The organism is Duganella sp. CY15W (assembly GCF_009857555.1).
Taxonomy (GTDB): Bacteria; Pseudomonadota; Gammaproteobacteria; order Burkholderiales; family Burkholderiaceae_D; genus Rugamonas; species Rugamonas sacchari.
Genome location: NZ_WWCQ01000003.1, coordinates 542,600 through 568,479, shown reverse-complemented (window position 1 = coordinate 568,479; position 25,880 = coordinate 542,600). Strand labels below are relative to the sequence as shown.

The window sequence follows — 25,880 nt, the reverse complement described above, 5'->3', positions numbered from 1 at the left end:
TTTGGTGTATCCTATGCCTCTTCGAAACAACGGCTCACGCCCGCTATGCAAGAGCACTCTAGTAGCGTCAAGACTGACGCTAAACCCCATAGGTCACTGTTTGAACGGCTGACCGCCTTCATCTCCCCCGAGCCCGAAAACCGATCGGAGCTGCTCGAAGTTCTGCACGACGCCCACGAACGCAACCTCATCGATGCCGACGCCTTGTCGATGATCGAAGGCGTGTTCCAGGTATCCGACCTGTCCGCCCGCGACATCATGATTCCGCGCTCGCAGATGGACGTCATCGACATCTCCAAGCCAATCGAGGAATGGCTGCCGCTGGTGCTGCAAACGGCCCACTCGCGCTTCCCTGCGATTGAAGGCGAGCGCGACAAGGTTATCGGCATCCTGCTGGCCAAGGACCTGCTGCGCTACTACGCCGAAGAATCGTTCGACGTGCGCGACATGCTGCGTCCCGCCATCTTCATTCCGGAATCCAAACGTCTGAACGTGCTGCTGCGCGACTTCCGCGCCAACCACAACCACATGGCCATCGTGGTGGACGAGTACAGCGGCGTTGCCGGCCTCATCACCATCGAAGACGTGCTGGAGCAAATCGTCGGCGACATCGAAGATGAATACGATTTCGATGAAGAGGAAGACAACATCCTGTCGATCCGCGAAGGCCAGCACGGTCCACGCTGGCGCATCAAGGCGCTGACCGAGATCGAGCAATTCAACGAAGAGCTGGACACCGCCCTGCCGGACGATGACGTCGACACCATCGGCGGCCTGGTTGCCAAGCATCTGGGACGCATGCCGCACAAGGGCGACACCTTCGATTTCGAAGGCCTGCGCTTTGAAGTGCTGCGCGCCGACGCCCGCCAGATCCACGTGTTGACGGTCGAAAAACTGCCGCCTGCCCCCGCCACCGGCGACGACGCATAATGCGCTTTCGCCGCGCCAATCCCAACGATCCACCCAAGCCGCAACGCTCAACCCAGGGCCGGATGATCATTACCGGCCTGGCGGGCGCGCTGTGCGTGTTTGCTTTTGCGCCATTCGGCTGGTGGCCGCTGGAAATCCTCGGCCTCGCCACGCTGTTCTACCAGGTCCTGCGCAGCAGCAGCGTCAAAGCTGCCGCGCTGATCGGCTGGGCCTTTGTGACCGGCTGGACCGTGGCGGGCGTGCACTGGCTGTACGTATCCATGCATACCTACGGCGCCATGCCGGCGCCGCTGGCCGCGCTGGCCGTGCTGCTGCTGGGCGCCGCGATGGGCCTGTACGGCGCCGGCGCCATGGCCACCGCCGCCTGGCTGCGCAAGCGCTGGACGCTGCCGCTGCCGGCCGCCAATCTGCTGGTGTTCCCGGCCATCTGGGCGCTGTTTGAATGGGTGCGCGGCTGGCTGTTCACGGGCTTCCCGTGGCTGTCGTCCGGCTATGCCCACAACCACAGCCCGCTGGCCGGTTTCGCGCCGGTCATCGGCATGTACGGCCTGGGCTGGCTGGCTGCGGTGCTGGCCGGCGCGCTGCTGTTGCTGCTGCACCGCACCCGCGTGCGCGCGGCGGGCCTCATCATCGCCATCTGCGTGGCCGGCGTCGGCCTGAGCTTCCTGCAATGGACCTACCCGGAAGGCAAGCCGATCTCGGTGCGCCTGCTGCAAGGGAATATTCCGCAGGACGAGAAATTCAACGGCGCCAAAGTGCAGTCAACGATCAAGCTGTACCAGGACGCCATCACGGCAGCCCCGGCCGACCTGATCGCCACACCGGAAACCGCCATCGTCATGCTGCCGCAGCAGCTGCCGCCGGATTACTTGGCCGGCCTGGCGCAATTCATGAACCGCACCGGCAGCAACCTGGTACTGGGCATTCCATTGGCCGACAGCCAGACCGCCTACTTCAACAGCGTGATCGGCATTCCGTCCACGGGCTCGAGCTACTACCGCTACGACAAACACCATCTGGTGCCGTATGGCGAGTTCATCCCCTACGGCTTCCGCTGGTTCGTCAACCTGATGTCGATTCCGCTTGGCGACCAGACCAGCGGCCGCGAAATCCAGCCGGCGTTCCCGATCAAGGACCAGCGCGTACTGCCCAACATCTGCTACGAAGACTTGTTTGGCGAAGAGATCGCCGACCAGCTCAACCACCCGGCGCAGGACCAGAAACCGGCCACCATGCTGCTCAACGTCTCCAACCTGGCCTGGTTTGGCGAGACCATCGCCATTCCGCAGCATTTGCAGATCTCGCAAATGCGCTCGCTGGAAACCGGCCGCCCCATGCTGCGGGCAACCAATACCGGCGCCACCGCCATCATCAATGGCGAAGGCAAGGTGGTACAACAGCTGCCGATGAATACCTTCGGCACGCTGGCCGCCAAGGTGCAGGGCATGGCCGGCAGCACCCCATATATCCTGTGGGGCAATAAGCTGTTCCTGGTCCTGCTGGCACTGTCCCTGTCCGGCGCGTGGTTTTGGGCAAAACGCTCGAAAAATCAGCCAAAAGCCGCTTAACCCGCTAAAATCATCGCTTTAGCGAAACTGCAACCGCCTGCCCGCCGGCCATCGCCAGGGTATGCCACCGACGATTACAAGATGCTGACATTTCAACAAATTATCCTGACCTTGCAAACCTACTGGGACAAGCAAGGCTGCGCCCTGCTCCAGCCATACGACATGGAAGTCGGCGCCGGCACCTTCCACACCGGTACCTTCCTGCGCGCGATCGGTCCAGAGCCTTGGCGCGCCGCCTACGTCCAGCCATCGCGCCGTCCGAAAGATGGCCGCTATGGCGAGAATCCGAACCGTGGCCAGCACTACTACCAGTACCAGGTGGTGATGAAGCCGGCGCCGGAAAATATTCTCGAACTGTATCTGGGCTCGCTGGAAGCGCTGGGTCTGGACCTGAAGCAGAATGACGTGCGCTTCGTGGAAGACGACTGGGAATCGCCGACGCTGGGCGCCTGGGGCCTGGGTTGGGAAGTCTGGCTGAATGGCATGGAAGTGACACAGTTCACCTACTTCCAGCAAGTCGGCGGCCTCGATTGCAAGCCGGTGCTGGGCGAGATCACCTACGGCGTCGAACGCCTGGCCATGTACCTGCAGGGCGTGGAAAACATGTACGACCTGGTGTGGACCACCTGGGAAGAAAACGGCGAGACGAAAACGCTGAAATACGGCGACGTGTTCCACCAGAACGAAGTGGAACAATCGGCCTACAACTTTGAGCATTCCAACACCGAGCTGCTGTTCGCGCAATTTAACAACCACGAATCGGAAGCCAAGCGCCTGATCGAAGCGCAGCTGACGCTGCCGGCCTATGAGCAGATCATGAAAGCTTCGCACAGCTTCAACCTGCTGGATGCGCGCGGCGCCATCTCCGTGACCGAGCGCGCTGCCTACATCGGCCGTGTGCGCACCCTGTCGCGCCTCGTGGCGCAGGCTTACTACGATTCGCGTGAGCGTCTGGGCTTCCCGATGGCGCCAAAGACCGCCGCCGTCGCAACTGACGCAGCTGCAAAATAAACGATATAAACGATATGACTCAAACTCTGCTCATCGAACTGCTGACCGAAGAACTGCCGCCGAAGGCGCTCGCCAAACTGGGGAAGGCTTTCGCGGACGGCATCGTCAACGGCCTGAAATCGCGCGACTTCCTGGAAGCCGACAGCGTCGCCACCGCCTACGCCACGCCACGCCGCCTGGCCGTCACCATCACCAAGGTGCGCGCTGTATCGCCGGACAAATCGATCCGCGAAAAAGTGCTGCCGGTATCGGTCGCGCTGGACGCGAACGGCAACGGCACGCCGCCGTTGGCCAAGAAACTGGCCGCACTGGGCTTCCCTGACCTGACCGTGGCCGATCTGGAACGCGCGCAGGACGGCAAGGCCGAAAGCTTCTTCTACACCTACACCGCCGCAGGCAGCGCCCTGCAAGGCGGCCTGCAAGCCGCGCTGGAAGACTCGGTCGCCAAGCTGCCGATTCCTAAAGTGATGAGCTACCAGCGTCCGGACGGCGCCACCGTGCAATTCGTGCGTCCCGCCCACGCGCTGATCGCCCTGCATGGCGACACCGTACTGCCATTGACCTTGCTGGGCCTGACCGGTTCCAACGTCACCGAAGGCCACCGCTTCCTCACCGCGCCAGGCAAACGCGCCGTCACCATCGCCAACGCCGATGCCTACGCCGCCACGCTGAAAGCCGACGGCAAAGTGCTGGCCTCTGTCGAAGAGCGCAAGGAACAGATCCGCGCCGAACTGCTGGCCAAGGCCGGCGCCGACCAGGTGCTGATGCCGGAAGCCCTGCTGGACGAAGTGGCCGCGCTGGTTGAATGGCCAGTCGTCTACGAATGCAAATTCGAAGACGAATTCCTGGCCGTGCCGCAGGAATGCCTGATCCTGACCATGCAGACCAACCAGAAATACTTCGCGCTGACCGACACCAGCGGCAAGCTGCGTTCGCGCTTCCTGATCGTCTCCAACATCGCCACCGACACGCCAGACGCCATCGTTGGCGGCAACGAGCGCGTGGTACGTCCGCGCCTGTCCGACGCCAAATTCTTCTTCGAGCAGGACAAGAAGAAGACTCTGGAATCGCGCCTGCCGCTGCTCAAGAACGTGGTCTACCACAACAAGCTGGGCACCCAGGCAGAGCGCAGCGACCGCGTGACGGCACTGGCCGGCGCCATCGCCGCCAAGCTGAATGCCGACGTGGCCCTGACCGAACGCGCCGCGCGCCTGTCGAAAGCCGACCTGCTGACCGACATGGTGGGCGAGTTCCCTGAGCTGCAAGGCATCATGGGCACCTACTACGCCCGCAACGACGGCGAACCAGAAGACGTCGCGCTGGCCGCATCGGAACACTACCAGCCACGCTTCGCTGGCGATGCCCTGCCATCGACCGTAACCGGCACCGCCGTCGCACTGGCCGACAAGCTGGAAACCCTGGTCGGCATCTGGGCCATCGGCCTGCAGCCAACCGGCGACAAAGACCCGTTCGCACTGCGCCGCCACGCGCTGGGCGTGCTGCGCATGCTGATCGAAAAGCGTCTGTCGCTGTCGATCTCCGGCCTGCTGGCTGACGCTGCAAAACAGTTCAGCGCCGTCGCCGGCTTCAAAGACCCATCGGCCGACGTTGCAGCCTTCATGCTGGACCGCCTGCGCGGCATCCTGCGCGAACGCGGCTTCTCGGTCAACGAGATCGAAGCCGTGGCCGCACAGAACCCGGACCGCCTGGACGACATCGTGCAGCGCCTGGAAGCCGTGCAAGCCTTCGCCGCGCTGCCGGAATCGGCCTCGCTTGCCGCCGCCAACAAACGCATCACCAACATCCTGAAGAAGAACGAAGAAGCCCTGGCTGCCGCTGGCAACACCGGCGTCAACGTCTCGCTGCTGCAGGACACCGCCGAGATCAACCTGAACGCCGCCGTGGTGCGCGTGCTGCCGGAAATCGACGCCGCCTTCAACCAGGGCGACTTCGCGGGCACGCTGAAAACCCTGGCCCAGCTGAAGGAAGAAGTCGATGCCTTCTTCAACGACGTGATGGTCATGGCGGAAGATGTCGCCCTGCGCAACAACCGTCTGGCGCTGCTGTCGTCCCTGCACGGGATGATGAACCGCGTGGCCGACATCTCCAAGCTGGCGGCCTAAATGGGTGCGCCGTCCATGAAACTGATCATTCTTGATCGCGACGGCGTCATCAACCACGACTCGCCGGATTTCATCAAGTCGCCTGCGGAGTGGATCCCCGTTCCCGGCTCGCTGGAAGCCATCGCCCGCCTGAACCAGGCGGGCTACCGGGTCGTCGTGGCGTCGAACCAGTCGGGCATCGCCCGCGAATTCTTCGACATGACCGTGCTGAATGCGATCCACCAGAAGATGCACAACCTGGCGCAGCAAGTGGGCGCGGATATCGACGCCGTGTTCTTCTGCCCGCACGCGGCAGCGGACAACTGCGACTGCCGCAAGCCCAAGCCCGGCATGTTCACAGAAATCTCGCAGCGCTATAAAATCAGCCTGAAAGGCGTGCCGGTGGTCGGCGATTCGCTGCGCGACCTGCAGGCGGGCTATGTGAGCGGCTGCGTGCCGTATCTGGTCCTCACCGGCAAGGGCGAGAAAACCCAGGTCACCGGCGGCCTCCCGCCAGGCACCATGGTGTTCCCGGATCTGGCAGCGATGGTCACCCATCTGCTGAAAACCAGCACCCCGCCGGCACTGCACGTCGTCAGCTAAACCGTTTTTGGAGTCTGCATTGCGTCATCCCGTTCTGTTTCTGCGTTCCCTGATCTTCACCATCGTCATGGTGTTGTCGACCGTTCTCTGGTCCCTCGTCTGCTTCCTGGCCGCACCGCTGCCTTACCGCCAGCGCTTCTTCATCACCTCGCGCTGGAATGTGTTCATCATCTGGTGCCTGCGGGTGATCTGCGGCATCCGCTACGAAGTGCGCGGCCGCGAAAACCTGCCGGACGCACAGGCCATTGTGCTGTCCAAGCACCAGTCGGCGTGGGAGACCATTTTCCTGCTGCCGAACATGCCGCGTCCACTGGTGTTCGTGTTCAAGAAAGAGATCCTGTACATTCCCTTCTTCGGCTGGGCGATGGCGCTGCTGCGCATGATCCCGATTGACCGCAAGCAGGGCAAGAACGCCTTCCAGGAAGTGGTCCGTCACGGCAAGCGCCGTCTGGCGCAAGGCCTGTGGATTATCATGTTCCCGGAAGGGACGCGCATCCCGGTCGGCAAAGCGGGCAAGTACAAGAGCGGCGGCACGCGCCTCGCAATTGAAACCGGCTCGGTGGTGGTGCCGATCGCGCATAATTCTGGTGAATGCTGGCCAAAAAACTCTTTCATCAAACGCCCTGGTCTTGTTACAGTATCGATAGGTAAGCCGATTTCGCCAGAAGGCCAGACGCCGGACGGCATGATGCAACAGGTGGAAAATTGGATCGAATCAGAAATGCGCGTCATTTCGCCCCACGCTTACAACGCTGGTTAGATGATCTGGCCACGCTGGTCAAACCGGCGTCGCCTGATCCCAACCAGCCGGACTTGTTCGGAAGGGAGGCCTCGCCGCCTCCCAGGCCGGTTTACACCACGCCGGTATGGTCCGTTCCACCTTCACAGAAAACACCTCCCGTCTCACCTTACGTCGCACCGCCAGAAGCGCCTGCACCGGTCAAGCGACGCCCTCTCGTTGCCCCACCAAACGATCAGGCACCGCGCCGCCAGCTGATGGTAGGTGGATTTATCCTCGAATACGAATTGCGCCGTTCGACGCGCCGCTCGATCGGATTCATGATCGACGACGAAGGCCTGCGCGTGACCGCGCCCAAGCGCGTCAACATCGCGGAGATCGATGAAGCCATCCGCACCAAGCAGCACTGGATTTTAAGTAAGCTCAAAGAGCGCCGCGAACGCCGCGCCGCGCGCCTGGAGAAGCCGCCTGTCGAGTGGATCGACGGCGCCCAGCTGCCGTATCTGGGCATGGACATCAGCTTGCGCCTGCTGGTCGGCGGCCGCAATCGCAGCATCTACAATCCGAATACACACGAGCTGTGGATGACACTCGTCCCCGGCGCCAGCGAGAACCTGCTCAAGGAACGCGTGAAAGCGTGGTACCAGCAGCAGGCCAAGGAACTGTTCGAGCAGCGCCTGGACTTGTATGCCGGACGACTGGGCGTGCAGTACCACTCGTTTGGCCTGTCGTCGGCAGGCACGCGCTGGGGTTCCTGCACCGCCGACCGCAAGATCCGCCTGAACTGGAAACTGATCCACTTCTCGCTGCCACTGATCGACTACGTGGTGGCGCATGAACTGTCGCACATCCTCGAGATGAACCACAGCCAGCAATTCTGGGACACCGTCGGCCTGATCTACCCCGAATACGAAGAAGCCAAAAACCTCCTGCGCAAACGTTCGCAGGAGCTGCCGGTGCTGTTTGCATAATTCCTGATTTTTATAACGGAGACAGCATGGACACAGTCAAAAAATTCAGCGCGGTTACGGTAGCGCTGCATTGGCTGGTGGCGCTCGGCATACTCGGCCTGATCGCAGTTGGCATCTATATGGTGGAAACCGAATCCTTCCACCTGTACCACATCCACAAATCCTTTGGCCTGCTGGTGTTTGCCGTGATTCTGGTACGCCTCACCTGGCGCTGGCGCAACGGCCTGCCGCAGCCGGTGCGCGCGATGTCCAAGGTGGAGCACCACAACGCCGTGGCAGCGCATATCGTGCTGCTGATCCTGACCGTGGTGCTGCCGATTACCGGCATGATCTACTCCGGCGCCAGCGGCAACGGCTTTGGCATCTTCTCGTTTGAGATTTTCCCCAGCCGCTACGCCAACGGCCAGGCGATCCCGTTCAGCCAGCAGTGGTCTGATCTGGGCCAGGCAGCCCACGGCCTGCTTGGCTACCTGCTGCTTATCCTCATCGCCCTGCACGCCGCAGCCGCACTCAAACACCACCTGCTCGACAAGGACGGCACCCTGCTGCGAATGCTGGGACGACGCATCGATTGAGCCAGCTTCTTACTTTTCGCTTGGCGTGACAAAGCCAATCGGCCGTTTTTTAGGTTCTGCCGATGGGATGTTTGCTGCCTGTATCGCTCCATGTTCGGTAAATGCAAATGGAAAGCTTTTGGCAAACTTCAATCTGGCGAGGTGGTCACAGTTTGTGACCACCTCCAGCTTCTCAGCGCTGATGAGCATAAAGTCGCCTGGAAAACGTCATGCATTCGCGTCGTTACACGATTAGCTCAGTCAAATCAGATCTTTTAGTAAGCTCAAGGTACGGCGCGTCGCGCCGCGGTGCTGGTTGGCGAAGGCCAGGGCATTGTCGCCCATCGTGGCGCGTTGCGTGCTGTTGCTTAGCAGGAGGGCGGCGGTAGACATCAGGTCGGCGGCGTCGGTGATGCGTTGGGCGCCGCCTGCGGCCAGCGCGTCTTCCGTGACCAGTTCAAAGTTGAAGGTATGCTGGCCGATCAGCACGGGCTTGCCCAGTGCCGCCGGCTCGATCAGGTTCTGGCCGCCCAGCGGCATCAGGCTGCCGCCGACGAAAGCAACGTCGCAGGCCGAGTAGTAAGCGAACATTTCGCCCATCGAATCGCCCAGCAGCACCTCGACGCTGTGCGGCATGGCGCTGCCGTCCAGCGCCAGCTGGCTGCGGCGCGCGACGGTCAGGCCACGCGCGGCAATCATTTTTTCTACTTCGTCAAAGCGCTGCGGGTGGCGCGGCACAATCAGCAGCAGCGTTGCAGCAGGCAGCGCGGAGGGGGCGCTCACATACGCTTGCAGGATCAGTTCTTCTTCGCCTTCACGCGTGGAAGCGCACAGCAGGACCGGACGTTCGCCGATCGCGGCACGCAGCGAGGCGCCGATGGCCAGTGCGGTGTCCGGCACCACCACATCAAACTTGATGCTGCCCGTGACTTCAACGCGCGGCACGCCCAGCGAACGGATGCGCTGGGCGTCCGCTTCGGTCTGCGCGGCGACCAGCGCGATGCCGCGCGCAGCGTTCTGCATCAGCGAGCCAAGGCGCGTGGCCTTGCGCAGCGAGCGTTCCGACAGCCGGGCGTTGGCCAGCACCACTGGCACGCCTTTCGCGCCGCACACTGCAATCAGATTGGGCCAGACTTCGGTCTCCATCAGGATGCAGACCTGCGGCCGGAAGTGGCGGATGAAACGCGACACCATGCTGCCGGTGTCGTACGGCAGATAGGATTGCAGCAGGCGGTCGCCATGCTTGGCAAACAAGGCTTTGCCAGTAGCACGGCCGGTTGGCGTCATGTGGGTGAGGATGATGCGGCTTTGCGGATAGTCGGCCAGCAAAGCGTCCACCAGCGGCTCCGCTGCACGCGTTTCGCCAACCGAAACGGCGTGAACCCAGAGCACCGGCGCAGCAGCGCGGCCGGATGCGCCGATGCGGCGATACAAGCCGAGGCGTTCGCCCCAATGCTGGCGATAGCCAGGTTCCTTGCGGCCGCGCAGCCACAGGCGCGCGAGCACCAGCGGCAAGGCCAGCCACCACATCACGGAATAAAACAGTCGCATGTTTAGCCCAGCAAGCTCCGGGCCGCAGCCAGCACGTCCGCCACCGCTGGCGGCGTGCCCTGATCGCCCAGATTGATAATGCGCGGCGACCAATTGCCTTCGGTCTTCCAGCGCGGCGAATCGGCATAGATTTCCACCGTCGGCCGCACGAACGCGGCAGCGATGTGCACCAGGCCCGTGTCCACGCCCACCACCAGGTCAGCGCGGCGCGCGACCGTGATGGCATCGGCCATCGACAGCTTGGGCAGCACGCGCGCATTCGGCAGGCTGGCCGCCAGATGTTCGGCTTCCGCCTTTTCTTTCGGCGAGCCCCACGGCAGCAGCACCGGCATTGGCGCCAGTTCGCGGCCCAGCGCGATCCAGTTTTCCGGCGCCCACTTCTTGGCGTCGCGCGCCGTCCCGTGGAAGAACACCGCATACGATGCCGGCATCCATTCCGGACGCGGGGTATCGTCCGGCACCGCCGGCAAACCGAAATCGGCCGGCGTATCCACCGCATAGCCCAGCGCTGCGCCAGCCACAATGCGGCCGCGCGCCACCGCATGCGTACGCGGATCGGTCGGCACACTCAGATGATGAAAGATACGCGAGATGCCCTCATAGCCCGAGCCTTCGCTGCCGTTGGCCAGGCCGACCTTGCGGCCGCCCTTTGCCACCCGCGCCGCGCCCATGATGATGCCGGTCTTGAGCAGACCCTGCGTATCGAATACATAGTCGTACTCCTGCTGGCGCAGGGTACGGAAGAAATCCTTGATCTCGGCACGCGTCTCCGCCTTGCCGAGGCTCTTGCGCCAGCGGCGCAGCGCAAACGGAATCACCTTACGCACGCGCGCATTCATGCGTACCAGGCTGACAAAGCCCTCCTCCACCACCCAGTCGATATGCGCGTCCGGGAAATGGCGGGCGATGTCGGCCACCATGGGCATGTTATGCAGCACATCGCCCAGCGACGACACGCGCACCAGCAGAATGTTCAGCGGCCTGCCGCCGCGCGCTTGCGTCGTCGCCATGGTGTTAGAACGGCAGTTCTGCGTCTGGCTTGGCCGCCAGGATCACGCTCTTGAACTGGCCCTGGATGCGCTCCAGGGCAGCCGGCGTTTCCGCCTCAAAGCGCATCACAATCACCGGCGTGGTGTTGGACGAACGCGCCAGGCCGAAGCCGTCGGCATATTCCACACGCAGGCCGTCAATGGTGATGATGCGCTCATGGCCCGGGAATTCAGCATCCGCGCGCAGCTTGTCCATCAGTGCGAAGTTCTCGCCCTCTTTCAGATGCAGGTGCAGCTCGGGGGTGCTGTCGGACTGCGGCAGTGCGTTCAGCAACGCCGACGGATCTTGTTCCTTGGTCAGGATTTCCAGCATGCGCGCGCCGGCGTACAGGCCATCGTCGAAACCATACCAGCGGTCCTTGAAGAAAATGTGACCGCTCATTTCGCCGCCCAGTGGCGAGCCGGTTTCCTTCAGCTTGGCTTTCACCAGCGAGTGGCCGGTCTTGTACATCAGCGGTTTGCCGCCGGCTTGCTCGATGTACGGCGCCAGGTGGCGGGTGCACTTAACGTCGTACAGGATTTCCGCGCCAGGATTACGCGACAGCACATCGCCAGCAAACAGCATCATCTGGCGGTCTGGATAGATGATCTGGCCATCCTTGGTCACCAGGCCCAGACGATCGCCGTCGCCGTCGAACGCCAGGCCGATTTCCGCGTCGGTCTCTTGCAGGCAGCGGATCAGGTCTTGCAGGTTTTCCGGGTGTGCCGGATCCGGGTGGTGGTTAGGGAAAGTGCCGTCCACTTCGCAGAACAGCTCAATCACTTCGCAGCCCATGCCGCGATACAGGTCGCCGGCAAACGCACCCGCCACGCCATTGCCGCAATCGACTGCGATCTTGATCGGACGGGCGATTTTCACATCGCCAATGATGCGCTGCAGGTACTGCGCACGGATGTCGTAGGTGCTGTAGGCGCCCGTTACCGCCGCCGACGAACCGTCGTGTTGCAGGATGCTGTCGTACAGGCCGGTGATGGCCTCACCGTGAATGGCCTCGCCAGCCAACACCATCTTGAAGCCGTTGTAGTCCGGTGGATTGTGGCTGCCGGTCACCATGATGCCGGACGCAGCGTCCAGCACATTGGTGCCGAAATAGACCATCGGAGTGGCAACCACGCCCAGGTCGATCACATCCACGCCAGCGGACTGCAAGCCTTCCGCCAGGGCCTTGGCCAGCGACGGGCCGGACAAGCGGCCATCGCGGCCGATCACGACTTTTTTCTCGCCCTTGGCCAGTGCAGCACGGCCGAAGGCGGCACCGATCTGGTGGGCAACGCCCACATCCAGGGTGTTATCGATGATGCCGCGAATGTCGTAGGCTTTGAAGATGGTTTTGGAAAGAGAGACCATTGTTAATCAGATCCGTTAAAAGTATTAAAGCTTGAGAGCGGCAACATCATTGCCAGCGTCAACCCAATCCTTGACCCACTTGGGCTGGCGGCCACGGCCGGTCCATTCCTGGCTGGTATCGGCAGGATTGCGGTATTGCGGCGCCACCTTGCCGGTTTTGACGCGTGGTGCGACGCCGCCAACCAGGTCCTGCACCGACACGCCAACGCTTTTGGCGATGGCCAGAATTTCTTCACGCGCGCGGGCCAGGTCCTGGCTTTCGCGTTTTTTCAATTCCTGCTGCAATTGCTCCTGCAGTTTGCGCAATTCGCCCGACGACAGATTCGACAGATCCATTTTTATTTCCCTTTTTATGTGATGAGAGTTAAAACCACAGCGGGAATAGTTTACATCATTGTTAAATGATTCAGTGTTTCTTGTGACGTATCATCCAGCGCGGCGCTTTAAATCGGACGATACGCACGTAAATCCAGATATAACTGCCGATGAACAGGATGCACGACACCATTAATACCCAGGTATGGCGCCAGAATACCGTCGCCGGGATTACCGCCATCAGCGAAAACAGCCACAGATAGGGCGAGGTCAGCGAATTACGGCGGATCAGCGCCCGCGCTTCCTTGCGGCCGACAGCCCATTGCACCACGCGGCGGAAAATCAGGCTGTGCAAATGAATACCGTCCGGCATCGCAGGCGATTTACCCCGCACAAACATCCGGCGATAGACCGAAAACAGCGTCTCAAAAGCGGGATAAATCAGCAGCAAGGCGGCATACCAGGTCGATACCTGCGGATTGCGCATGACCAGCAACAAGGCCAGCTCGCCGAGCATAAAGCCGATGAAGTAGGCGCCGCCATCGCCCAGGAAAATCAGGCCGACCGGATAATTCCAGATCAGGAAGCCGGCCGTGGCGCCGGCCACCATCAGCGCCGCAATCAGCACAAACATATCATTGACCTGCAAGGCCACATACCCGAGCGACAGCAGCATGCAAATACATACCACGCTGGCCAGGCCGTTAAAACCATCGATAATATTCACCGCATTGGCGATGCCGGCCACCGCCAGCACTGTCAATGGCAAGGTGACCCACATATACGGCAGGGTCCAGGCGGAAAATGCCCAGTCCAGCCGGTCAATCCGGGCGTCCAGCAGAAAATAGCCGAGTGTGGCGGCCGCCATGGTCAATAACAGGCGGCGCAAGGCGCTCACGCGGCCCGTGTAATCTTCGACAATACCGCCGATAAAAGCCACGGCCGAACACGCCAGCAGCGATAACAGCCACTGGCTCAGGACGGGCACCCGCCAGATGGAAATAGCGGAACTGAGCGCCACCGCCAGGAAAATCGATAAACCGCCAATCCGCGCCACATTATGGACATGCACTTTTTGCACGCCATCGAAATTGGAGTCCAGCGCCGGACCGTGCAATCTCGCTTCTTTAATCACCAACAGGGTAAGCAGCGCGGAAGCGATAAAGCTCAGTAAGAAGGAAAACATATTATTTTAAGTTCTGCGTTGTATCGCAACACGAGGCATTGTCTGCATACCAACAGGGCATTGTACCGTATCGCGTGCGGCGGTCCGCGCTTTGCGGTCCGCCGGCATCATACCAGTAGCAACTTACCCGGTTGAGTATGCTTACCAATCGATACAACTCATCGCATGCAGAGCTGGAGCGCTTCTTTCCAATCAGGCAAATGGCAGAAACGTGCCATGAGGCGCTCTGACGACATCACGGAATACTGCGGACGCCGGGCCGGCGTCGGATAGTCGGCCGTGGTAATCGGCAAGACCTTGCAGTTCAAGCCCGCCTCTTCGATGATGGCCTGGGTGAATTCATGCCAGCTGGTCTGGCCCTGGGCACTCAGGTGGTAGATGCCACTGTTCTGCACCCACCATTCGCGGCCGCCGGCATGCGCCTGCGACAGCACTTGCGCCGTGATATCGGCAATCGTGCGGCTCCAGGTTGGCGCGCCGTGCTGGTCGGCCACCACGCGCAGTTCATCGCGCTCCCTGGCCAGGCGCAGCATGGTCAGCAGGAAGTTCTTGCCGCGCATGCCATATACCCAGCTGGTGCGGAAAATCAGGTGCGGTATGCCCGCTGCCGCAATCGCCTGCTCGCCCGCCAGCTTGCTTGCGCCGTAGACGTTGAGCGGCCCGACCGAATCGTCTTCTACGCGCGGCGACGGCTGCGAGCCGTCAAAGACATAATCCGTGGAGTAATGCACCAGTGCCGCGCCCAGCGCTTTGGCCTCTTCCGCCATCACGCCCGGTGCTTCGGCATTGATACGGTGGGCCAGCTCAGGCTCGCTCTCGGCCTTGTCTACCGCCGTGTAAGCGGCAGGGTTAACGATGAGCTTGGGTTTGACACTGCGGATCACCTCGCGCACCTGGTCCAGGTTGGACAGGTCCATAACCTGGCGGTCCACCGCCACCACCTCGCCCACGCCCTGCAGGCTGCGGGCCAGTTCGTAACCGACCTGGCCGGTACTGCCAGTCAGCAGCACCTTCATGCGAAGACCTCGGCGTTGGCCAGCAGCACAGCGGCCTGGTCTTTGCCGGACAGCAGCGGCGCGGACTCCAGCGTGGGCCACTGGATGCCGATGGCCGGATCATTCCACAGGATGGCACGCTCGTGTTCGGGCGCCCAGTAGTCGGTGGTTTTGTACAGGAACTCGGCGCTGTCGGAGGTCACTACAAAGCCATGCGCAAAGCCTGGCGGTATCCACATCTGGCGCTTGTTCTCGGCCGACAGCTCGGTGCCGAACCACTGGCCAAACGTCGGCGAGCCTTGACGGATATCGACCGCCACATCAAACACGGCGCCGGCGGTAGCACGCACCAGCTTGCCCTGCGCCTGCTGGATCTGATAATGCAGGCCACGCAGCACGCCCTTGACGGAGCGCGAGTGATTGTCTTGCACGAACTCGGCGGTAATCCCGGTCAGCTCAGTAAAGCGGCGGGCATTGTAGCTTTCAAAGAAAAAACCGCGGTCGTCGCCAAACACGCGTGGCTCCAGCACCAGCAAGCCTTCCAGCGGAGTTTTAATCACGTTCATCGCGGTACGACCTTATCTTCCAGAATCTGCAGCAGGTATTGGCCATACTGGTTTTTCTTGAGCGGTTCTGCCAGCTTGCGCAGCTGCTCGGCATTGATGTAGCCCTTGCGGTAGGCGATCTCTTCCGGGCAGGCCACTTTCAGGCCCTGGCGCTTCTCGATGGTGGCGATGAACTGGCCCGCCTCCAGCAGCGATTCATGGGTGCCGGTGTCCAGCCAGGCCATGCCGCGGCCCATCACTTCCACGTTCAGTTGCCCCTTTTCAAGATAGACCTTGTTGACGTCGGTGATTTCCAGCTCGCCGCGCGCGGACGGCTTGATGCTGGCGGCGATGTCGCACACCTGGCTGTCATAGAAGTACAAACCGGTCACTGCATAGTTCGATTTAGGCTGCTGCGGTTTTTCTTCAATCGATACCGCCGTGCGCTGCTCGTCAAACTCCACCACGCCGTAACGCTCAGGATCCTGCACATGGTAGGCAAACACGGTGGCGCCATCGGCCTGCTCGGTGGCGTGGCGCAGCAGCGCATCCAGGTCGTTGCCGTAATAGATGTTATCGCCCAGGATCAGCGCGGACGGCGAGTCGCCCACAAACTCCTTGCCGATGATGAACGCTTGCGCCAGGCCATCCGGCGACGGCTGCACCGCGTAGCTGATGTTGATACCCCACTGGCTGCCGTCACCCAGCAAGTCCTTGAAGCGAGGCGTATCCTGCGGCGTCGAGATCAGCAGGATGTCGGTCATCCCGGCCAGCATCAGCACCGTCAGCGGATGGTAGATCATCGGCTTGTCGTAGATCGGCAGCAGTTGCTTGGAGACGCTCATCGTCACCGGATACAGGCGCGTGCCCGAGCCGCCAGCCAGGATAATGCCTTTGCGTTTGTTGAGAGTGCTCATCACTGGCCTTCGCGATTAAAGTAATTGGTTTCCACCCACTTGGCGTAGCTGCCCGACTGCACATCGGCCACCCAGTCCTGGTTGTCCAGGTACCACTGCACGGTCTTGGCAATGCCGCTCTGGAAGGTCTCGGCCGGTTTCCAGCCCAGTTCGCGCTCCAGCTTGCGCGCATCAATCGCGTAGCGGCGATCATGGCCAGGGCGGTCTTTGACAAACGTGATCTGGTCGCGGTAGCTGCCCTGGGCTTTCGGCTTGAGCTGGTCCAGCATGTCGCACAGCGTGTGGACCACGTCCAGGTTGGCCATTTCGTTCCAGCCGCCGACGTTGTAAGTCTCGCCCAGGCGACCCGCTTCCAGCACGCGGCGGATGGCGGCCGCGTGGTCGGTGACGTACAGCCAGTCACGCACCTGCTGGCCATCGCCGTAGATCGGCAGCGGCTTGCCGGCCTGCGCATTGGCGATAATCAGCGGGATCAGTTTTTCCGGGAAGTGGTACGGGCCGTAGTTGTTGGAGCAGTTGGTGGTCAGCACCGGCAGGCCGTAGGTGTGGAAGTAGGAACGCACCAGGTGGTCGGACGCGGCCTTGGACGCCGAATACGGGCTATTGGGCGCAAACGCCGTGGTTTCGCTGAACGGCGCATCGTCCGGTCCCAGCGTGCCGTACACTTCGTCGGTCGACACATGCAGGAAACGGAAGGCCGCCTTCTCGTCTTCGGGCAAGCCGGACCAGTAGGCACGGGCCGCTTCCAGCATGCTGAACGTGCCGTTGATATTGGTTGCAATGAATTCGCCCGGTCCCAGGATCGAGCGGTCAACGTGGCTTTCAGCGGCGAAGTGCACCACGGCGCGCGGCTTGTGCTGCTGGAACAGCGCCAGTACCTGGGCCTGGTCGCAGATATCGCCGCGCACAAAAGTGTGGCGCGCATCCTGCTTTAACGAGGCCAGGTTATTGAGATTGCCGGCGTAGGTCAGTTTGTCATAATTCAGCACCGGCTCATCCGATTGAGCCAGCCAGTCCAGGACAAAATTCGAGCCGATAAAACCAGCACCACCCGTTACAAAAATCATTTAGTATCCCGCAGCAAGAGTCAAATTAGTCGTAAGTATGATTTTATGTGAAGTACCCCTAATCCGGGGAAAATTCAGGGTATTTCAGATTTCCAAGCAACGAACCAGCGAGTATTACTATGAAAACCTATGTAATCGGGGATTTGCAGGGCTGCCATGAGCAGGCTTTGGCGATACTCGACCGCATACGCGCGCACGCAGCTGCCGATGGCGTGGCCGAGCCTGCCATCCTGTTTGCGGGCGATTTAATCAACCGTGGCCCGGATTCGCTGAGTACGCTGCGCCACGTGCGCAAACTGGCCATGGCCAGCGGCGGCCTCATCGACAGCGTGCTGGGCAACCACGACCTGCACCTGCTGGCCGTGGCCTATGGCATCCGGCCTGAGCACAAGTCCGATACGCTGGCGGAGATTCTGCATGCGCCCGACCGCGATGAACTGATCAAGTGGATACGCCACCGTCCACTGGCCATCCGCGTGGATCAGCATGTGCTGGTGCATGCCGGCCTGCTGCCGCAGTGGAGCATCGCCCAGGCCGTGGCACTGGCAGGCGAGGTGGAAACCATGCTGCGCAGCGCGCAGGCCGCAGAATTCCTGGCCGAGATGTATGGCAACGAGCCGGCCCAGTGGTCGGATGATTTACAGGGCCCGGACCGGCTACGCTGCATCATCAACGCCATGACGCGCCTGCGCTTCTGCAGCGCCGATGGGGTGATGGATTTCAAGATGAAGGAAAGCGGTACGGCCGATCCATCGACCGGCCTGATGCCATGGTTCGAGGTGCCAGGCCGCCGCAGTGCGCGCGACACGGTGGTGTTCGGCCACTGGTCGGCGCTGGGCCTGAAGCTGGAGCCGAACCTGATCGGCCTCGATAGCGGCTGCGTGTGGGGCGGCCAGTTGTCCGCCGTGTGCCTGGAAGACCGCAGCCTGCTGCAGGTGCAGTGCCCGGAATTCCAGCAGATCAGCGTGAAAGCAGCAAAGAAGGCATAAGCGCCGCCATCACCTGGTAGGCGCGGCCATAGGCGGACAGCAGATCCGCTCCGGCCAGGAAATAGCGGCTGTCATCCGTTTCAGCCGCTGAAAAAACGGGCGCTGCGGTCATGTCCGCCCTCGCGCCAGATAAACTGTCTGCAAACCTTGTCCGTGAATGCTGGCGCCAGTAGAAATAACAGAGCCATCTCCAGGCGCTTCATCGATCATCCCATCGTTATTGAGTGCGGCCAGTCTACGGATGCGGCAGGGGCAGATCAACAGCGTTGGCCGCATACCCGGTATGCAAGCCGCGCATGCTGCGCTCAGTGGGCGTTGAAGTGGGTGACGCCGTGCTCGAACTGGTGCAGGACATCGAACATCAGTTGGCGGAACCACTGGTGTGCAGGATCGTGGTGGTTACGGACATGCCACAGCAGCCAGTAGCGGTAAGGGGGAACCTCAAACGGCAGCGGCTTCCACACCAGCGGTGCGGCAGCGGCAAACTGGATCGCCATGTGCTCCGGCACCGTCAGGAGCAGGTCCTGATTGCAGGCGACGCGCAGCGCCGCCGAAAAAAACGGCACCGTCAGACGCACCTCGCGCCGCAAGCCCAGCCTGGCCAGCGCCTGTTCGATGATGCCATCCCGGTCGCTGCCGCCGCTGATGCGCAGGTGCGCGGCGTGTACATAATCGTCCAGCGTCAGGGTTTGTTGCGCCAGCGGATGGCTGGCGCGCATCAGGCACACGGCGCGGTCTTCGCCCATGGCGCGGCCATGCAGGTTTTCGGGCAGCAGGTCGGCAATGGTGGCCACCAGGTCCACGCCTTCATCGCTGAGCAGGCGGTAGTAGCCGGGTTCCCATAGCCGGAAGTTCAGGCTGGCCGCAGGCGCCTGCGCGCACATGGCCTGCACCAGCGCGGGCAGCATGTGATCGGCCAGATAATCGGAACCGGCGATGGCAAACGTGCGGGTGCAGGTGGCGGGTTCAAAGCCCGGACCATCGAGCACCGAGTGCAGCGCCGCCAGCACGGCCTTGAGCGGACCGCGCATGGCTTGCGCGCGCTGGGTCAGCAGGAAGCGCTGCCCTTCCCGCACCAGCAAGGGATCGCCATATTCAAGGCGCAGCTGCGCCAGCTGGCGGCTGAGCGCAGACTGCGTCAGCCCCAGTATCTCGGCGGCGGTGGTGAGATTGCGCGTCTCCAACAGCACATCCAGCGACCTCAGAAGATTCAGGTTGTTGGATGGCTGCGGCATGATGACGGCGCCGTTAATGCGCTACGACGGGCACGCCCAGCGCAGCGGCGACGGCCTTGTGCGAGGCTTCTGCCAGATCGCGGCGATGCGCGCCGTCGCTGCTGAGCGGCGGCAGGATGGCCAGCCGGGCTTTCACCGGCGGACCATTCAGGATCAGCACGATGCTTTCCGCAAAACTGGTTTCGCCGATGAAGTCCACCGACGGATGCGAGCCGCCGCCAGCGTCTTCATAGGTCAGCGCAAATGGCTGCACCGGCACCTTGGCGTCAATCGCCGCTTCAAACAGATTGGCGTGGAACGGCAGCAGGCTGCCCTGCGCCGCAGTGGTCCCCTCCGGGAAGAAGGCCACGCGTTCGCCCTGTTCCAGGCTGGTGACCAGCCCTTTGAAGATGTGGCGCAGGTCGCGGCGGTTACCGCGTGAGATGAACACGGTGCCCGCCTTCTCCGCCAACCATCCCGCCAGCGGCCAGGAACGGATCTCCGCCTTGGCCACGAAATGGCTGGGATAAAGGCTGTGCACCACAAAGATGTCCAGCCACGACACGTGATTGGCCACCACCATGGAGCAGTCCAGCACCGGTGCGCTACCGGCCGCGTGCTCCACCGTCACATTGCACAGTTTGAGCAGCTTGGTGGACCAGCGGCGGATATGGGCGTTGCGTTTCTCCAGCCCGATCCATGGGAACACGGTAGCGCAGATCGCCATGCCCTGAAACACGTGCAAAAGCACCCGCACGAGGCGGAATATCGTCGACAGTTTCATGCAGGCGTATCAGCGTTGGTAAGCAACGTGGCCGGCCACGATGGTCGTTTTCACCTGGCCCGCCAGGTTGTAGCCCAGGAACGGCGTGTGCTTGCCCTGGCTGGCCAGGGCGGAGGCTTCCACCGTCCAGTGGGCGCCAGCGTCGAACAGCACCACGTCCGCGACCGCGCCAACCGACAGCGTGCCAGCGGCCAGGCCAGCGACACGCGCGGCTTCCGACGTGATGCGGGCCAGTGCGCGCGACAGTGGACGCTGCGCTCCCGTATCCTGTTGCACAGCGTAGTCCTCGGCCCATTTCAGCGTCAGCGACAGCAGCAGTTCCAGGCCGGTGGCGCCTGGCGAGGCTTCGGCAAATGGCAGCAGCTTTTCGTCGTCGTCCACTGGCGTGTGGTCCGAACACAGTGCGTCGATGGTGCCATCCAGCAGGCCCCGGCGGATCGCATCGCGGTCGCGCTGGCTGCGGAATGGCGGCGTGAAACGCGCGTTGGAATCGAAGAAGCCGATATCGGCGTCCGTCAGGTGAACGTGGTGGACACCGACGTCGCAGGTGACCAGCAGGCCTTCCTGCTTGGCGTTGCGGATCAGCTCCAGCGCAGCGGACGACGAAATGCGGCACAGGTGCACGCGCGCACCGGTGGCGCGCATCAGTTCAAAGATGGTGTGCAGCGCGATGGTCTCCGACATCACGGGCACGCCGGACAGGCCCAGGCGCGACGCCAGCGGACCGGAAGCGGCCACGCCGCCACGGCCGATGTACGCATCCTGTGGACGCAGCCACACGGTGTAGCCGAAGGTCTTGGCGTACTGCATGGCGCGCAGCAGTACATTGGTGTCGGTGACCGGTTCTTCCGCTTGCGAGAAGCCGATGCAGCCGGAGCCGGTCAGTTCAACCATCTCGGTCAGCGACTGGCCTTTCAGGCCGACCGTCAGCGCGCCCAGTGGGTGCACGTGCGCCTGGTTCAGCTGGCGCGCGCGGTGTTTGAGCATTTCAACCAGGCCTGGTTCGTCCAGCACCGGATCGGTGTCCGGTGGGCAGATCAGGCTCGTGACGCCGCCTTGCATGGCCGCCTGCATTTCCGATTGCAGCGTGGCCTTGTATTCAAAGCCCGGTTCGCGCAGGCGCGCCGACAGGTCGACGAAACCTGGCGAGACGATCAGGCCGATGGCGTCGATGGTTTCGTCCGCAGTGAAACCCGCCGGTGCGGCGCCTACCGCCAGCACTTTGCCGTCGGCGATATAAAGGTCGTTGAGGCCGTCGATGCCGTTGGCCGGATCGATCACATGGCCGTTCTTGATGTGGATATTTTTATTCAATGCGTTCATGCTTGCGTTCCTGCGACGATGCTCATGACAGCCATACGGACTGCGATACCAAAGGTCACCTGCGGCAGGATCACTGCCTGCGCGCCGTCTGCCACGGCGGAGTCGATCTCCACGCCGCGGTTCATCGGCCCCGGGTGCATGACGATGGCGTCCGGCTTGGCCAGCGCCAGGCGTTCCGGCGTCAGGCCGTAGCTCTTGAAGTATTCGCCCGCCGACGGCAGCAGCGCGCCGCTCATGCGTTCATTCTGCAGGCGCAGCATGATGATGACGTCAACGTCTTTCAGGCCTTCATCCATATTGGTAAAGGTCCGCACGCCCATCTGCTCCAGGCCACCTGGCAGCAGCGTGTGCGGGCCGATCGCGCGCACTTCCGGCACGCCCAGCGAGGTCAGTGCGTGGATGTCCGAACGGGCCACGCGGCTGTGCAGGATGTCGCCGACAATCGCCACGCGCAGGTTGGTGAAGTCCTTCTTGTAGTGGCGGATGGTGTACATGTCCAGCAGGCCTTGCGTCGGGTGCGCGTGGCGGCCATCGCCCGCGTTTACCACGTGCACGTGATTCTGCTTGGTCTCCATCAGGTGCTTGGCGATCAGGTACGGTGCGCCCGATTGCGCGTGGCGCACCACGAACATGTCGGCGTGCATCGCCGCCAGGTTGTCGATGGTGTCCAGCAGCGACTCGCCCTTGCTGGTCGAGGAAGCCTGGATGTTCAGGTTGATGACGTCCGCCGACAGGCGCTTGGCGGCGATTTCAAACGTGGTGCGGGTACGGGTCGAGTTCTCGAAGAACAGGTTGAACACCGATTTTCCGCGCATCAGCGGCACTTTTTTCACGTCGCGGTCGGAGATGCCGACGAAGGACGAGGCGGTGTCCAGAATGTGATTGAGGATGGACTTGGGCAGTCCCTCAATCGACAGCAAGTGCTGCAGCTCGCCGTGTTTGTTCAGTTGCGGATTAAGCATGGTCTTATTCGATAGTTAGCGTGAATTTGTCATCATCGGTGCGCTTGAGCACCAGCGCCTGGCCCGCAGGCACAGCGACCTTGGCGGCGACGAAATCGGCGGCGACCGGCAGCTGGCGCTCGCCACGGTCAACCAGCGCGGCCAGCATGATGCGCGCCGGGCGGCCGTAGTCAAACAGCTCGTTGATGGCGGCGCGCGTGGTGCGGCCGGTGTACAGCACGTCGTCCACCAGCAGGATGTTGGCGGCGGCGACGTCAAAGGTGATGTTGGTCGGCTTGACCTCGGCCGGCAGGCCCTTCTTGGCGTAGTCGTCGCGGTAGAAGGACACATCCAGCACGCCGCAGCGCGCCGACAGGCCCAGGTCAGCCGCCAGGCGCTCAGCGATCCAGGCGCCGCCGGAGTGGATGCCGACAATCGCGACATCCGGCACGCCGGCCAGGCCGGCTTTCACATCGGCCAGCAGCGTCGCGTACAGCGCTTCGGCATCGAGTTGGTTGGGATTCAGGGTCATAGGGAGTCGAAGTATTGTTGCAGAATGATGGCGGCGGCGCGGTCGTCAATCACCTCGCCGCGTTTGGCCGAAATCACGGCCGAGGAATAGCGTTCGTCGACCAGCTCCACCGGCAGGTTAAAGCGGCCATTCAATTGATTAGCAAAACGGCGCGCCCGCGCCGTCATTTCGTGTTCTGCGCCGTCCGGGTGCATGGGCAGCCCGACCACCAGCCGGGCAGGCTTCCATTCGTCGAGCATTTTCTGGATATCGGCAAAGCGCGTGGCATTGTCGATGGCGTTGATGACTTTGAGGGGCTCCGCCTGCAGCAGCATGGTGTTACCCATGGCCACACCGATGCGTTTTACGCCGAAGTCAAAAGCAAAGACTGTTTCTATGCTCATTTACGCGTGGCCCGCCTCGGAGGTCAGCATCAGCGGATCGATACCCAGCAGGCGCATGGCCGCCGTGTAGCGGTCTTCAATCGGCATATTGAACAGGATTTCCGGATCGGCGCCCACTGTCAGCCAGCCATTGCGGCTGATCTCTTCTTCCAGCTGGCCCGGGCTCCAGCCCGAGTAGCCGATCGAGACCAGCATGCGCGGCGGACCTTCGCCGGCGGCCACCGCTTCCAGCACGTCGATGGACGTGGTGAAGGCGATGTCCTTGGTCACCGTCAGCGAGGACGAATAGCGGTGGCCAGGCGTATGCAGCACGAAGCCGCGGTCATCCTGCACCGGGCCGCCAAACATGATCGGTTCGTCGTCATGGCCTTCCAGGCCGTGATCAACCTTGAGGTCGATGCGTTCGAACAGCGTGTGCATGGTCATGTCGGTGGGCTTGTTGATCACCACGCCCAACACACCGTTTTCATTGTGCTCACAAACATACACCACCGTGCCGCCGAAGACCGGATCCTGCATGGATGGCATTGCTATAAGGAAATGATTTGCGAGATTAAGGGTAGAAGCCGTGACGGCGCCGATGGGTTCCAGGGAATCGTCGGCGTCCTGCATCAAGCCGGCTACAGGTAGAGTTTTGCCTATTTTGCTCTTCTTCATACAAGTTGCTCTCTCTGCTGGGGTGCGTGTTCTCTCTGTGCTGCTGACAATTACTGTAGTATCGCGCGGCTAGCAACTCTGTTTACCCTCTAGTTTACACTGAATTGGGGCCGGATCTACGATTGCGTCCCCCACAAGATTGATACAGACCGAATGAAACTGACTTCTTCCCTCGTATGGCTACGCCGCGATCTGCGTGTTTTTGACCACGTTGCCCTGCATCAGGCGCTGCTGGAAAGCGACAAGGTATATTGCGTTTTTGTCTACGACACCACGATCCTGGACACCCTGCCGCGCCGCGATCGCCGCGTTGACTTCATCCACGCCAGCATTGCCGAAGTGGCATCCGAGCTGGAGCAGATGGGCGGCCATCTCATCGTGCGGCATGGCGATCCGGTGCATGAAATCCCGGCGCTGGCGGCGGAACTCGGCGTGGAAGCGGTGTTCTGCAACCACGATTATGAGCCGCAAGCGATAGAACGCGACGCCACGGTGGAACGCAGCCTGCGCGCCGCCGGCCGCCAGTTCGCCAGCTACAAGGACCAGGTGATTTTTGAAAAGAGCGAGGTGCTGTCGCAGACCGGCGGCGTGTTCTCGGTGTTCACGCCGTACAAGAACGCGTGGCTGAAGAAACTGGCGGCCGATCCGTCGGTGCTGGCGCCGTACAACATCGAACCGCATGCGGCGCGCCTGGCGCCGCGTCCAGCGCACGCACCGGCGCTGCCCACACTGGCGGACCTGGGCTTCGAGCCGAGCAACCTGGCCGAGCTGAAAATCCCGACCGGCATGTCGGGCGCCTCGGCCTTGTTTGAAGATTTTTTATCGCGCATCGCCGACTACAATGTGGCGCGTGATTATCCGGCCGTCAAAGGCCCATCCTACCTCTCCGTGCACTTCCGTTTTGGCACGCTGTCGGTGCGCCATCTGGTCCGCACGATCGTGGATCTGCAGGAACGCGGCGCTGGCGGCGAAGGCGCGGCCGTCTGGCTGTCGGAACTGATCTGGCGCGAGTTCTACGCCATGATCCTGTTCCACAATCCGCATGTGGTGGGCGCGTCCTACAAGCCCGCCTATGACGCCATCGAATGGGAAACCGGGCCGGAAGCGGACCAGATGTTCGCCGCGTGGTGCGAAGGCCGCACCGGCTATCCGCTGGTGGATGCGGCCATGCTGCAGATTAACCAGACCGGCTGGATGCACAACCGCTTGCGCATGGTGGTGGCCAGCTTCCTGACCAAAGACCTCGGCATCGACTGGCGCCGCGGCGAAGCGTATTTCGCGCTGCACCTCAACGACTTTGATCTGGCGTCCAACAACGGCGGCTGGCAGTGGGCGTCGTCGTCCGGCTGCGATGCACAGCCCTACTTCCGCATCTTCAATCCGGTGTCGCAGTCGGAGAAGTTTGACGGCGAAGGGAAATTCATCCGCCGCTACCTGCCGCAACTGAAAGAGTTGAGCAACAAGGAAATCCACGCGCCATGGCTGGCGCCGCGCATGCTGGCGCCAGGCTATCCCGCGCCCATCGTCAAGCACGACGAAGCGCGCAAACGCACGCTTGAGCGCTACGAGGTAGTGAAGAAACCCGCAACCGAAAGGGTCTGACCCC

28 protein-coding genes are annotated in these 25,880 nt (G+C 62.0%); 10 read left to right on the top strand and 18 right to left on the bottom strand.

Translation table 11 applies throughout. The features are described from left to right. Positions 1–45: 45 nt before the first annotated feature. From GTP58_RS17550 to GTP58_RS17515, 8 genes are all read left to right on the top strand, one after another. Entirely contained in the window at positions 46–930 is an 885-nt protein-coding gene (locus tag GTP58_RS17550) for an HlyC/CorC family transporter (protein WP_072788590.1), read from the top strand. After that, a complete protein-coding gene (gene lnt, locus GTP58_RS17545) occupies positions 930–2,498 on the top strand; it encodes an apolipoprotein N-acyltransferase (protein ID WP_161078540.1) in 1,569 nt (522 codons plus the stop codon). The genes GTP58_RS17550 and lnt overlap by 1 nt, the downstream gene beginning before the upstream one ends. A gap of 81 nt (positions 2,499–2,579) precedes the next feature. Then, complete coding sequence (gene glyQ / locus GTP58_RS17540) at positions 2,580–3,509, top strand: glycine--tRNA ligase subunit alpha (RefSeq protein ID WP_161078539.1); 930 nt, start codon at positions 2,580–2,582, stop codon at positions 3,507–3,509. A gap of 14 nt (positions 3,510–3,523) precedes the next feature. After that, the gene (glyS, locus tag GTP58_RS17535) at positions 3,524–5,632 is read left to right on the top strand and encodes a glycine--tRNA ligase subunit beta (protein WP_161078538.1); all 2,109 of its coding nucleotides are present in this window, start codon (positions 3,524–3,526) and stop codon (positions 5,630–5,632) included. A 15-nt stretch (positions 5,633–5,647) separates the two neighbouring features. Continuing rightward, positions 5,648–6,214: a D-glycero-beta-D-manno-heptose 1,7-bisphosphate 7-phosphatase gene (gene gmhB / locus GTP58_RS17530; RefSeq protein ID WP_072788872.1), complete on the top strand. Its 567-nt coding sequence runs from the start codon at positions 5,648–5,650 to the stop codon at positions 6,212–6,214. 19 nt (positions 6,215–6,233) lie between these two features. Beyond that, entirely contained in the window at positions 6,234–6,974 is a 741-nt protein-coding gene (locus tag GTP58_RS17525) for a 1-acyl-sn-glycerol-3-phosphate acyltransferase (protein ID WP_161078537.1), read from the top strand. Between the two features lie 5 nt (positions 6,975–6,979). Beyond that, positions 6,980–7,924 carry a YgjP-like metallopeptidase domain-containing protein gene (locus tag GTP58_RS17520; RefSeq protein ID WP_373924758.1) on the top strand — a complete coding sequence of 315 codons (945 nt, stop codon included), beginning with the start codon at positions 6,980–6,982 and terminating at the stop codon, positions 7,922–7,924. Positions 7,925–7,950: 26 nt separating this feature from the next. Beyond that, positions 7,951–8,499, top strand: a complete 549-nt coding sequence (locus GTP58_RS17515) for a cytochrome b (protein ID WP_161078536.1) — start codon at positions 7,951–7,953, stop codon at positions 8,497–8,499. Positions 8,500–8,508: 9 nt separating this feature from the next. On the opposite strand, the gene GTP58_RS17510 is transcribed toward GTP58_RS17515, so the two are convergent. The 10 genes from GTP58_RS17510 to rfbB all read right to left on the bottom strand — a co-directional run bounded on the left by GTP58_RS17510 (position 8,509) and on the right by rfbB (position 17,451). After that, on the bottom strand, positions 8,509–8,688 hold the full coding sequence (locus GTP58_RS17510; RefSeq protein ID WP_229215619.1) for a hypothetical protein: 180 nt from the start codon (positions 8,686–8,688) through the stop codon (positions 8,509–8,511). Positions 8,689–8,739: 51 nt separating this feature from the next. Next, positions 8,740–10,029 carry a lipid IV(A) 3-deoxy-D-manno-octulosonic acid transferase gene (gene waaA / locus GTP58_RS17505; protein WP_161078535.1) on the bottom strand — a complete coding sequence of 430 codons (1,290 nt, stop codon included), beginning with the start codon at positions 10,027–10,029 and terminating at the stop codon, positions 8,740–8,742. Between the two features lie 2 nt (positions 10,030–10,031). Continuing rightward, positions 10,032–11,039, bottom strand: coding sequence for a lipopolysaccharide heptosyltransferase I (gene waaC, locus GTP58_RS17500; protein ID WP_161078534.1), 1,008 nt, complete (start codon positions 11,037–11,039; stop codon positions 10,032–10,034). A 4-nt stretch (positions 11,040–11,043) separates the two neighbouring features. Beyond that, positions 11,044–12,426 (bottom strand): phosphomannomutase/phosphoglucomutase, encoded by a 1,383-nt coding sequence (locus GTP58_RS17495; protein WP_161078533.1) that lies wholly within the window; start codon positions 12,424–12,426, stop codon positions 11,044–11,046. 24 nt (positions 12,427–12,450) lie between these two features. Next, a complete protein-coding gene (locus GTP58_RS17490) occupies positions 12,451–12,762 on the bottom strand; it encodes an H-NS family nucleoid-associated regulatory protein (RefSeq protein WP_161078532.1) in 312 nt (103 codons plus the stop codon). Between the two features lie 70 nt (positions 12,763–12,832). Beyond that, positions 12,833–13,927, bottom strand: coding sequence for a glycosyltransferase family 4 protein (locus GTP58_RS17485; protein ID WP_072788569.1), 1,095 nt, complete (start codon positions 13,925–13,927; stop codon positions 12,833–12,835). A gap of 158 nt (positions 13,928–14,085) precedes the next feature. Beyond that, positions 14,086–14,943 carry a dTDP-4-dehydrorhamnose reductase gene (gene rfbD, locus GTP58_RS17480; RefSeq protein WP_161078531.1) on the bottom strand — a complete coding sequence of 286 codons (858 nt, stop codon included), beginning with the start codon at positions 14,941–14,943 and terminating at the stop codon, positions 14,086–14,088. Then, complete coding sequence (gene rfbC / locus GTP58_RS17475) at positions 14,940–15,488, bottom strand: dTDP-4-dehydrorhamnose 3,5-epimerase (RefSeq protein WP_161078530.1); 549 nt, start codon at positions 15,486–15,488, stop codon at positions 14,940–14,942. The genes rfbD and rfbC overlap by 4 nt, the downstream gene beginning before the upstream one ends. Beyond that, entirely contained in the window at positions 15,485–16,384 is a 900-nt protein-coding gene (rfbA, locus tag GTP58_RS17470; protein WP_161078529.1) for a glucose-1-phosphate thymidylyltransferase RfbA, read from the bottom strand. Before rfbA ends, rfbC begins: the two co-directional genes overlap by 4 nt. Continuing rightward, positions 16,384–17,451, bottom strand: a complete 1,068-nt coding sequence (gene rfbB / locus GTP58_RS17465; protein ID WP_161078528.1) for a dTDP-glucose 4,6-dehydratase — start codon at positions 17,449–17,451, stop codon at positions 16,384–16,386. Before rfbB ends, rfbA begins: the two co-directional genes overlap by 1 nt. 119 nt (positions 17,452–17,570) lie before the next feature. On the opposite strand from rfbB, the gene GTP58_RS17460 reads away from it, so the two are divergent. Then, the gene (locus GTP58_RS17460) at positions 17,571–18,440 is read left to right on the top strand and encodes a symmetrical bis(5'-nucleosyl)-tetraphosphatase (RefSeq protein WP_161078527.1); all 870 of its coding nucleotides are present in this window, start codon (positions 17,571–17,573) and stop codon (positions 18,438–18,440) included. Here the strand turns inward: GTP58_RS17460 and GTP58_RS17455 are convergent. The 8 genes from GTP58_RS17455 to GTP58_RS17420 form a co-directional block, all read right to left on the bottom strand. After that, a complete protein-coding gene (locus GTP58_RS17455; RefSeq protein WP_161078526.1) occupies positions 18,412–18,552 on the bottom strand; it encodes a hypothetical protein in 141 nt (46 codons plus the stop codon). The genes GTP58_RS17460 and GTP58_RS17455 overlap by 29 nt on opposite strands. Positions 18,553–18,745: 193 nt before the next feature. Next, positions 18,746–19,675 (bottom strand): LysR family transcriptional regulator, encoded by a 930-nt coding sequence (locus GTP58_RS17450; RefSeq protein ID WP_161078525.1) that lies wholly within the window; start codon positions 19,673–19,675, stop codon positions 18,746–18,748. 13 nt (positions 19,676–19,688) lie between these two features. After that, the gene (locus GTP58_RS17445; RefSeq protein WP_161078524.1) at positions 19,689–20,438 is read right to left on the bottom strand and encodes a 1-acyl-sn-glycerol-3-phosphate acyltransferase; all 750 of its coding nucleotides are present in this window, start codon (positions 20,436–20,438) and stop codon (positions 19,689–19,691) included. 9 nt (positions 20,439–20,447) lie between these two features. Next, complete coding sequence (locus GTP58_RS17440; protein WP_161078523.1) at positions 20,448–21,761, bottom strand: dihydroorotase; 1,314 nt, start codon at positions 21,759–21,761, stop codon at positions 20,448–20,450. After that, a complete protein-coding gene (locus GTP58_RS17435) occupies positions 21,758–22,723 on the bottom strand; it encodes an aspartate carbamoyltransferase catalytic subunit (protein ID WP_072790654.1) in 966 nt (321 codons plus the stop codon). Before GTP58_RS17435 ends, GTP58_RS17440 begins: the two co-directional genes overlap by 4 nt. 4 nt (positions 22,724–22,727) lie before the next feature. Next, positions 22,728–23,234, bottom strand: coding sequence for a bifunctional pyr operon transcriptional regulator/uracil phosphoribosyltransferase PyrR (pyrR, locus tag GTP58_RS17430; RefSeq protein WP_072790652.1), 507 nt, complete (start codon positions 23,232–23,234; stop codon positions 22,728–22,730). Continuing rightward, on the bottom strand, positions 23,231–23,617 hold the full coding sequence (ruvX, locus tag GTP58_RS17425) for a Holliday junction resolvase RuvX (RefSeq protein ID WP_202413750.1): 387 nt from the start codon (positions 23,615–23,617) through the stop codon (positions 23,231–23,233). Before ruvX ends, pyrR begins: the two co-directional genes overlap by 4 nt. Next, entirely contained in the window at positions 23,618–24,229 is a 612-nt protein-coding gene (locus tag GTP58_RS17420) for a YqgE/AlgH family protein (protein ID WP_161078914.1), read from the bottom strand. A gap of 198 nt (positions 24,230–24,427) precedes the next feature. Between GTP58_RS17420 and GTP58_RS17415 the strand changes: the two genes are divergently transcribed. Continuing rightward, complete coding sequence (locus GTP58_RS17415; RefSeq protein ID WP_161078522.1) at positions 24,428–25,876, top strand: deoxyribodipyrimidine photo-lyase; 1,449 nt, start codon at positions 24,428–24,430, stop codon at positions 25,874–25,876. Positions 25,877–25,880 lie beyond the last annotated feature (4 nt).

Bases quoted from the DNA above. Each gene is read 5' to 3' on its own strand.
- GTP58_RS17550 (WP_072788590.1), top strand. From the start codon at position 46: ATGCAAGAGCACTCTAGTAGCGTCAAGACTGACGCTAAACCCCATAGG.
- lnt (WP_161078540.1), top strand. From the start codon at position 930: ATGCGCTTTCGCCGCGCCAATCCCAACGATCCACCCAAGCCGCAACGC.
- glyQ (WP_161078539.1), top strand. From the start codon at position 2,580: ATGCTGACATTTCAACAAATTATCCTGACCTTGCAAACCTACTGGGAC.
- glyS (WP_161078538.1), top strand. From the start codon at position 3,524: ATGACTCAAACTCTGCTCATCGAACTGCTGACCGAAGAACTGCCGCCG.
- gmhB (WP_072788872.1), top strand. From the start codon at position 5,648: ATGAAACTGATCATTCTTGATCGCGACGGCGTCATCAACCACGACTCG.
- GTP58_RS17515 (WP_161078536.1), top strand. From the start codon at position 7,951: ATGGACACAGTCAAAAAATTCAGCGCGGTTACGGTAGCGCTGCATTGG.
- GTP58_RS17510 (WP_229215619.1), bottom strand. From the start codon at position 8,688: ATGCTCATCAGCGCTGAGAAGCTGGAGGTGGTCACAAACTGTGACCAC.
- waaA (WP_161078535.1), bottom strand. From the start codon at position 10,029: ATGCGACTGTTTTATTCCGTGATGTGGTGGCTGGCCTTGCCGCTGGTG.
- waaC (WP_161078534.1), bottom strand. From the start codon at position 11,039: ATGGCGACGACGCAAGCGCGCGGCGGCAGGCCGCTGAACATTCTGCTG.
- GTP58_RS17495 (WP_161078533.1), bottom strand. From the start codon at position 12,426: ATGGTCTCTCTTTCCAAAACCATCTTCAAAGCCTACGACATTCGCGGC.
- GTP58_RS17490 (WP_161078532.1), bottom strand. From the start codon at position 12,762: ATGGATCTGTCGAATCTGTCGTCGGGCGAATTGCGCAAACTGCAGGAG.
- GTP58_RS17485 (WP_072788569.1), bottom strand. From the start codon at position 13,927: ATGTTTTCCTTCTTACTGAGCTTTATCGCTTCCGCGCTGCTTACCCTG.
- rfbD (WP_161078531.1), bottom strand. From the start codon at position 14,943: ATGAAGGTGCTGCTGACTGGCAGTACCGGCCAGGTCGGTTACGAACTG.
- rfbC (WP_161078530.1), bottom strand. From the start codon at position 15,488: ATGAACGTGATTAAAACTCCGCTGGAAGGCTTGCTGGTGCTGGAGCCA.
- rfbA (WP_161078529.1), bottom strand. From the start codon at position 16,384: ATGAGCACTCTCAACAAACGCAAAGGCATTATCCTGGCTGGCGGCTCG.
- rfbB (WP_161078528.1), bottom strand. From the start codon at position 17,451: ATGATTTTTGTAACGGGTGGTGCTGGTTTTATCGGCTCGAATTTTGTC.
- GTP58_RS17460 (WP_161078527.1), top strand. From the start codon at position 17,571: ATGAAAACCTATGTAATCGGGGATTTGCAGGGCTGCCATGAGCAGGCT.
- GTP58_RS17455 (WP_161078526.1), bottom strand. From the start codon at position 18,552: ATGACCGCAGCGCCCGTTTTTTCAGCGGCTGAAACGGATGACAGCCGC.
- GTP58_RS17450 (WP_161078525.1), bottom strand. From the start codon at position 19,675: ATGCCGCAGCCATCCAACAACCTGAATCTTCTGAGGTCGCTGGATGTG.
- GTP58_RS17445 (WP_161078524.1), bottom strand. From the start codon at position 20,438: ATGAAACTGTCGACGATATTCCGCCTCGTGCGGGTGCTTTTGCACGTG.
- GTP58_RS17440 (WP_161078523.1), bottom strand. From the start codon at position 21,761: ATGAACGCATTGAATAAAAATATCCACATCAAGAACGGCCATGTGATC.
- GTP58_RS17435 (WP_072790654.1), bottom strand. From the start codon at position 22,723: ATGCTTAATCCGCAACTGAACAAACACGGCGAGCTGCAGCACTTGCTG.
- pyrR (WP_072790652.1), bottom strand. From the start codon at position 23,234: ATGACCCTGAATCCCAACCAACTCGATGCCGAAGCGCTGTACGCGACG.
- ruvX (WP_202413750.1), bottom strand. From the start codon at position 23,617: ATGAGCATAGAAACAGTCTTTGCTTTTGACTTCGGCGTAAAACGCATC.
- GTP58_RS17420 (WP_161078914.1), bottom strand. From the start codon at position 24,229: ATGCAGGACGCCGACGATTCCCTGGAACCCATCGGCGCCGTCACGGCT.
- GTP58_RS17415 (WP_161078522.1), top strand. From the start codon at position 24,428: ATGAAACTGACTTCTTCCCTCGTATGGCTACGCCGCGATCTGCGTGTT.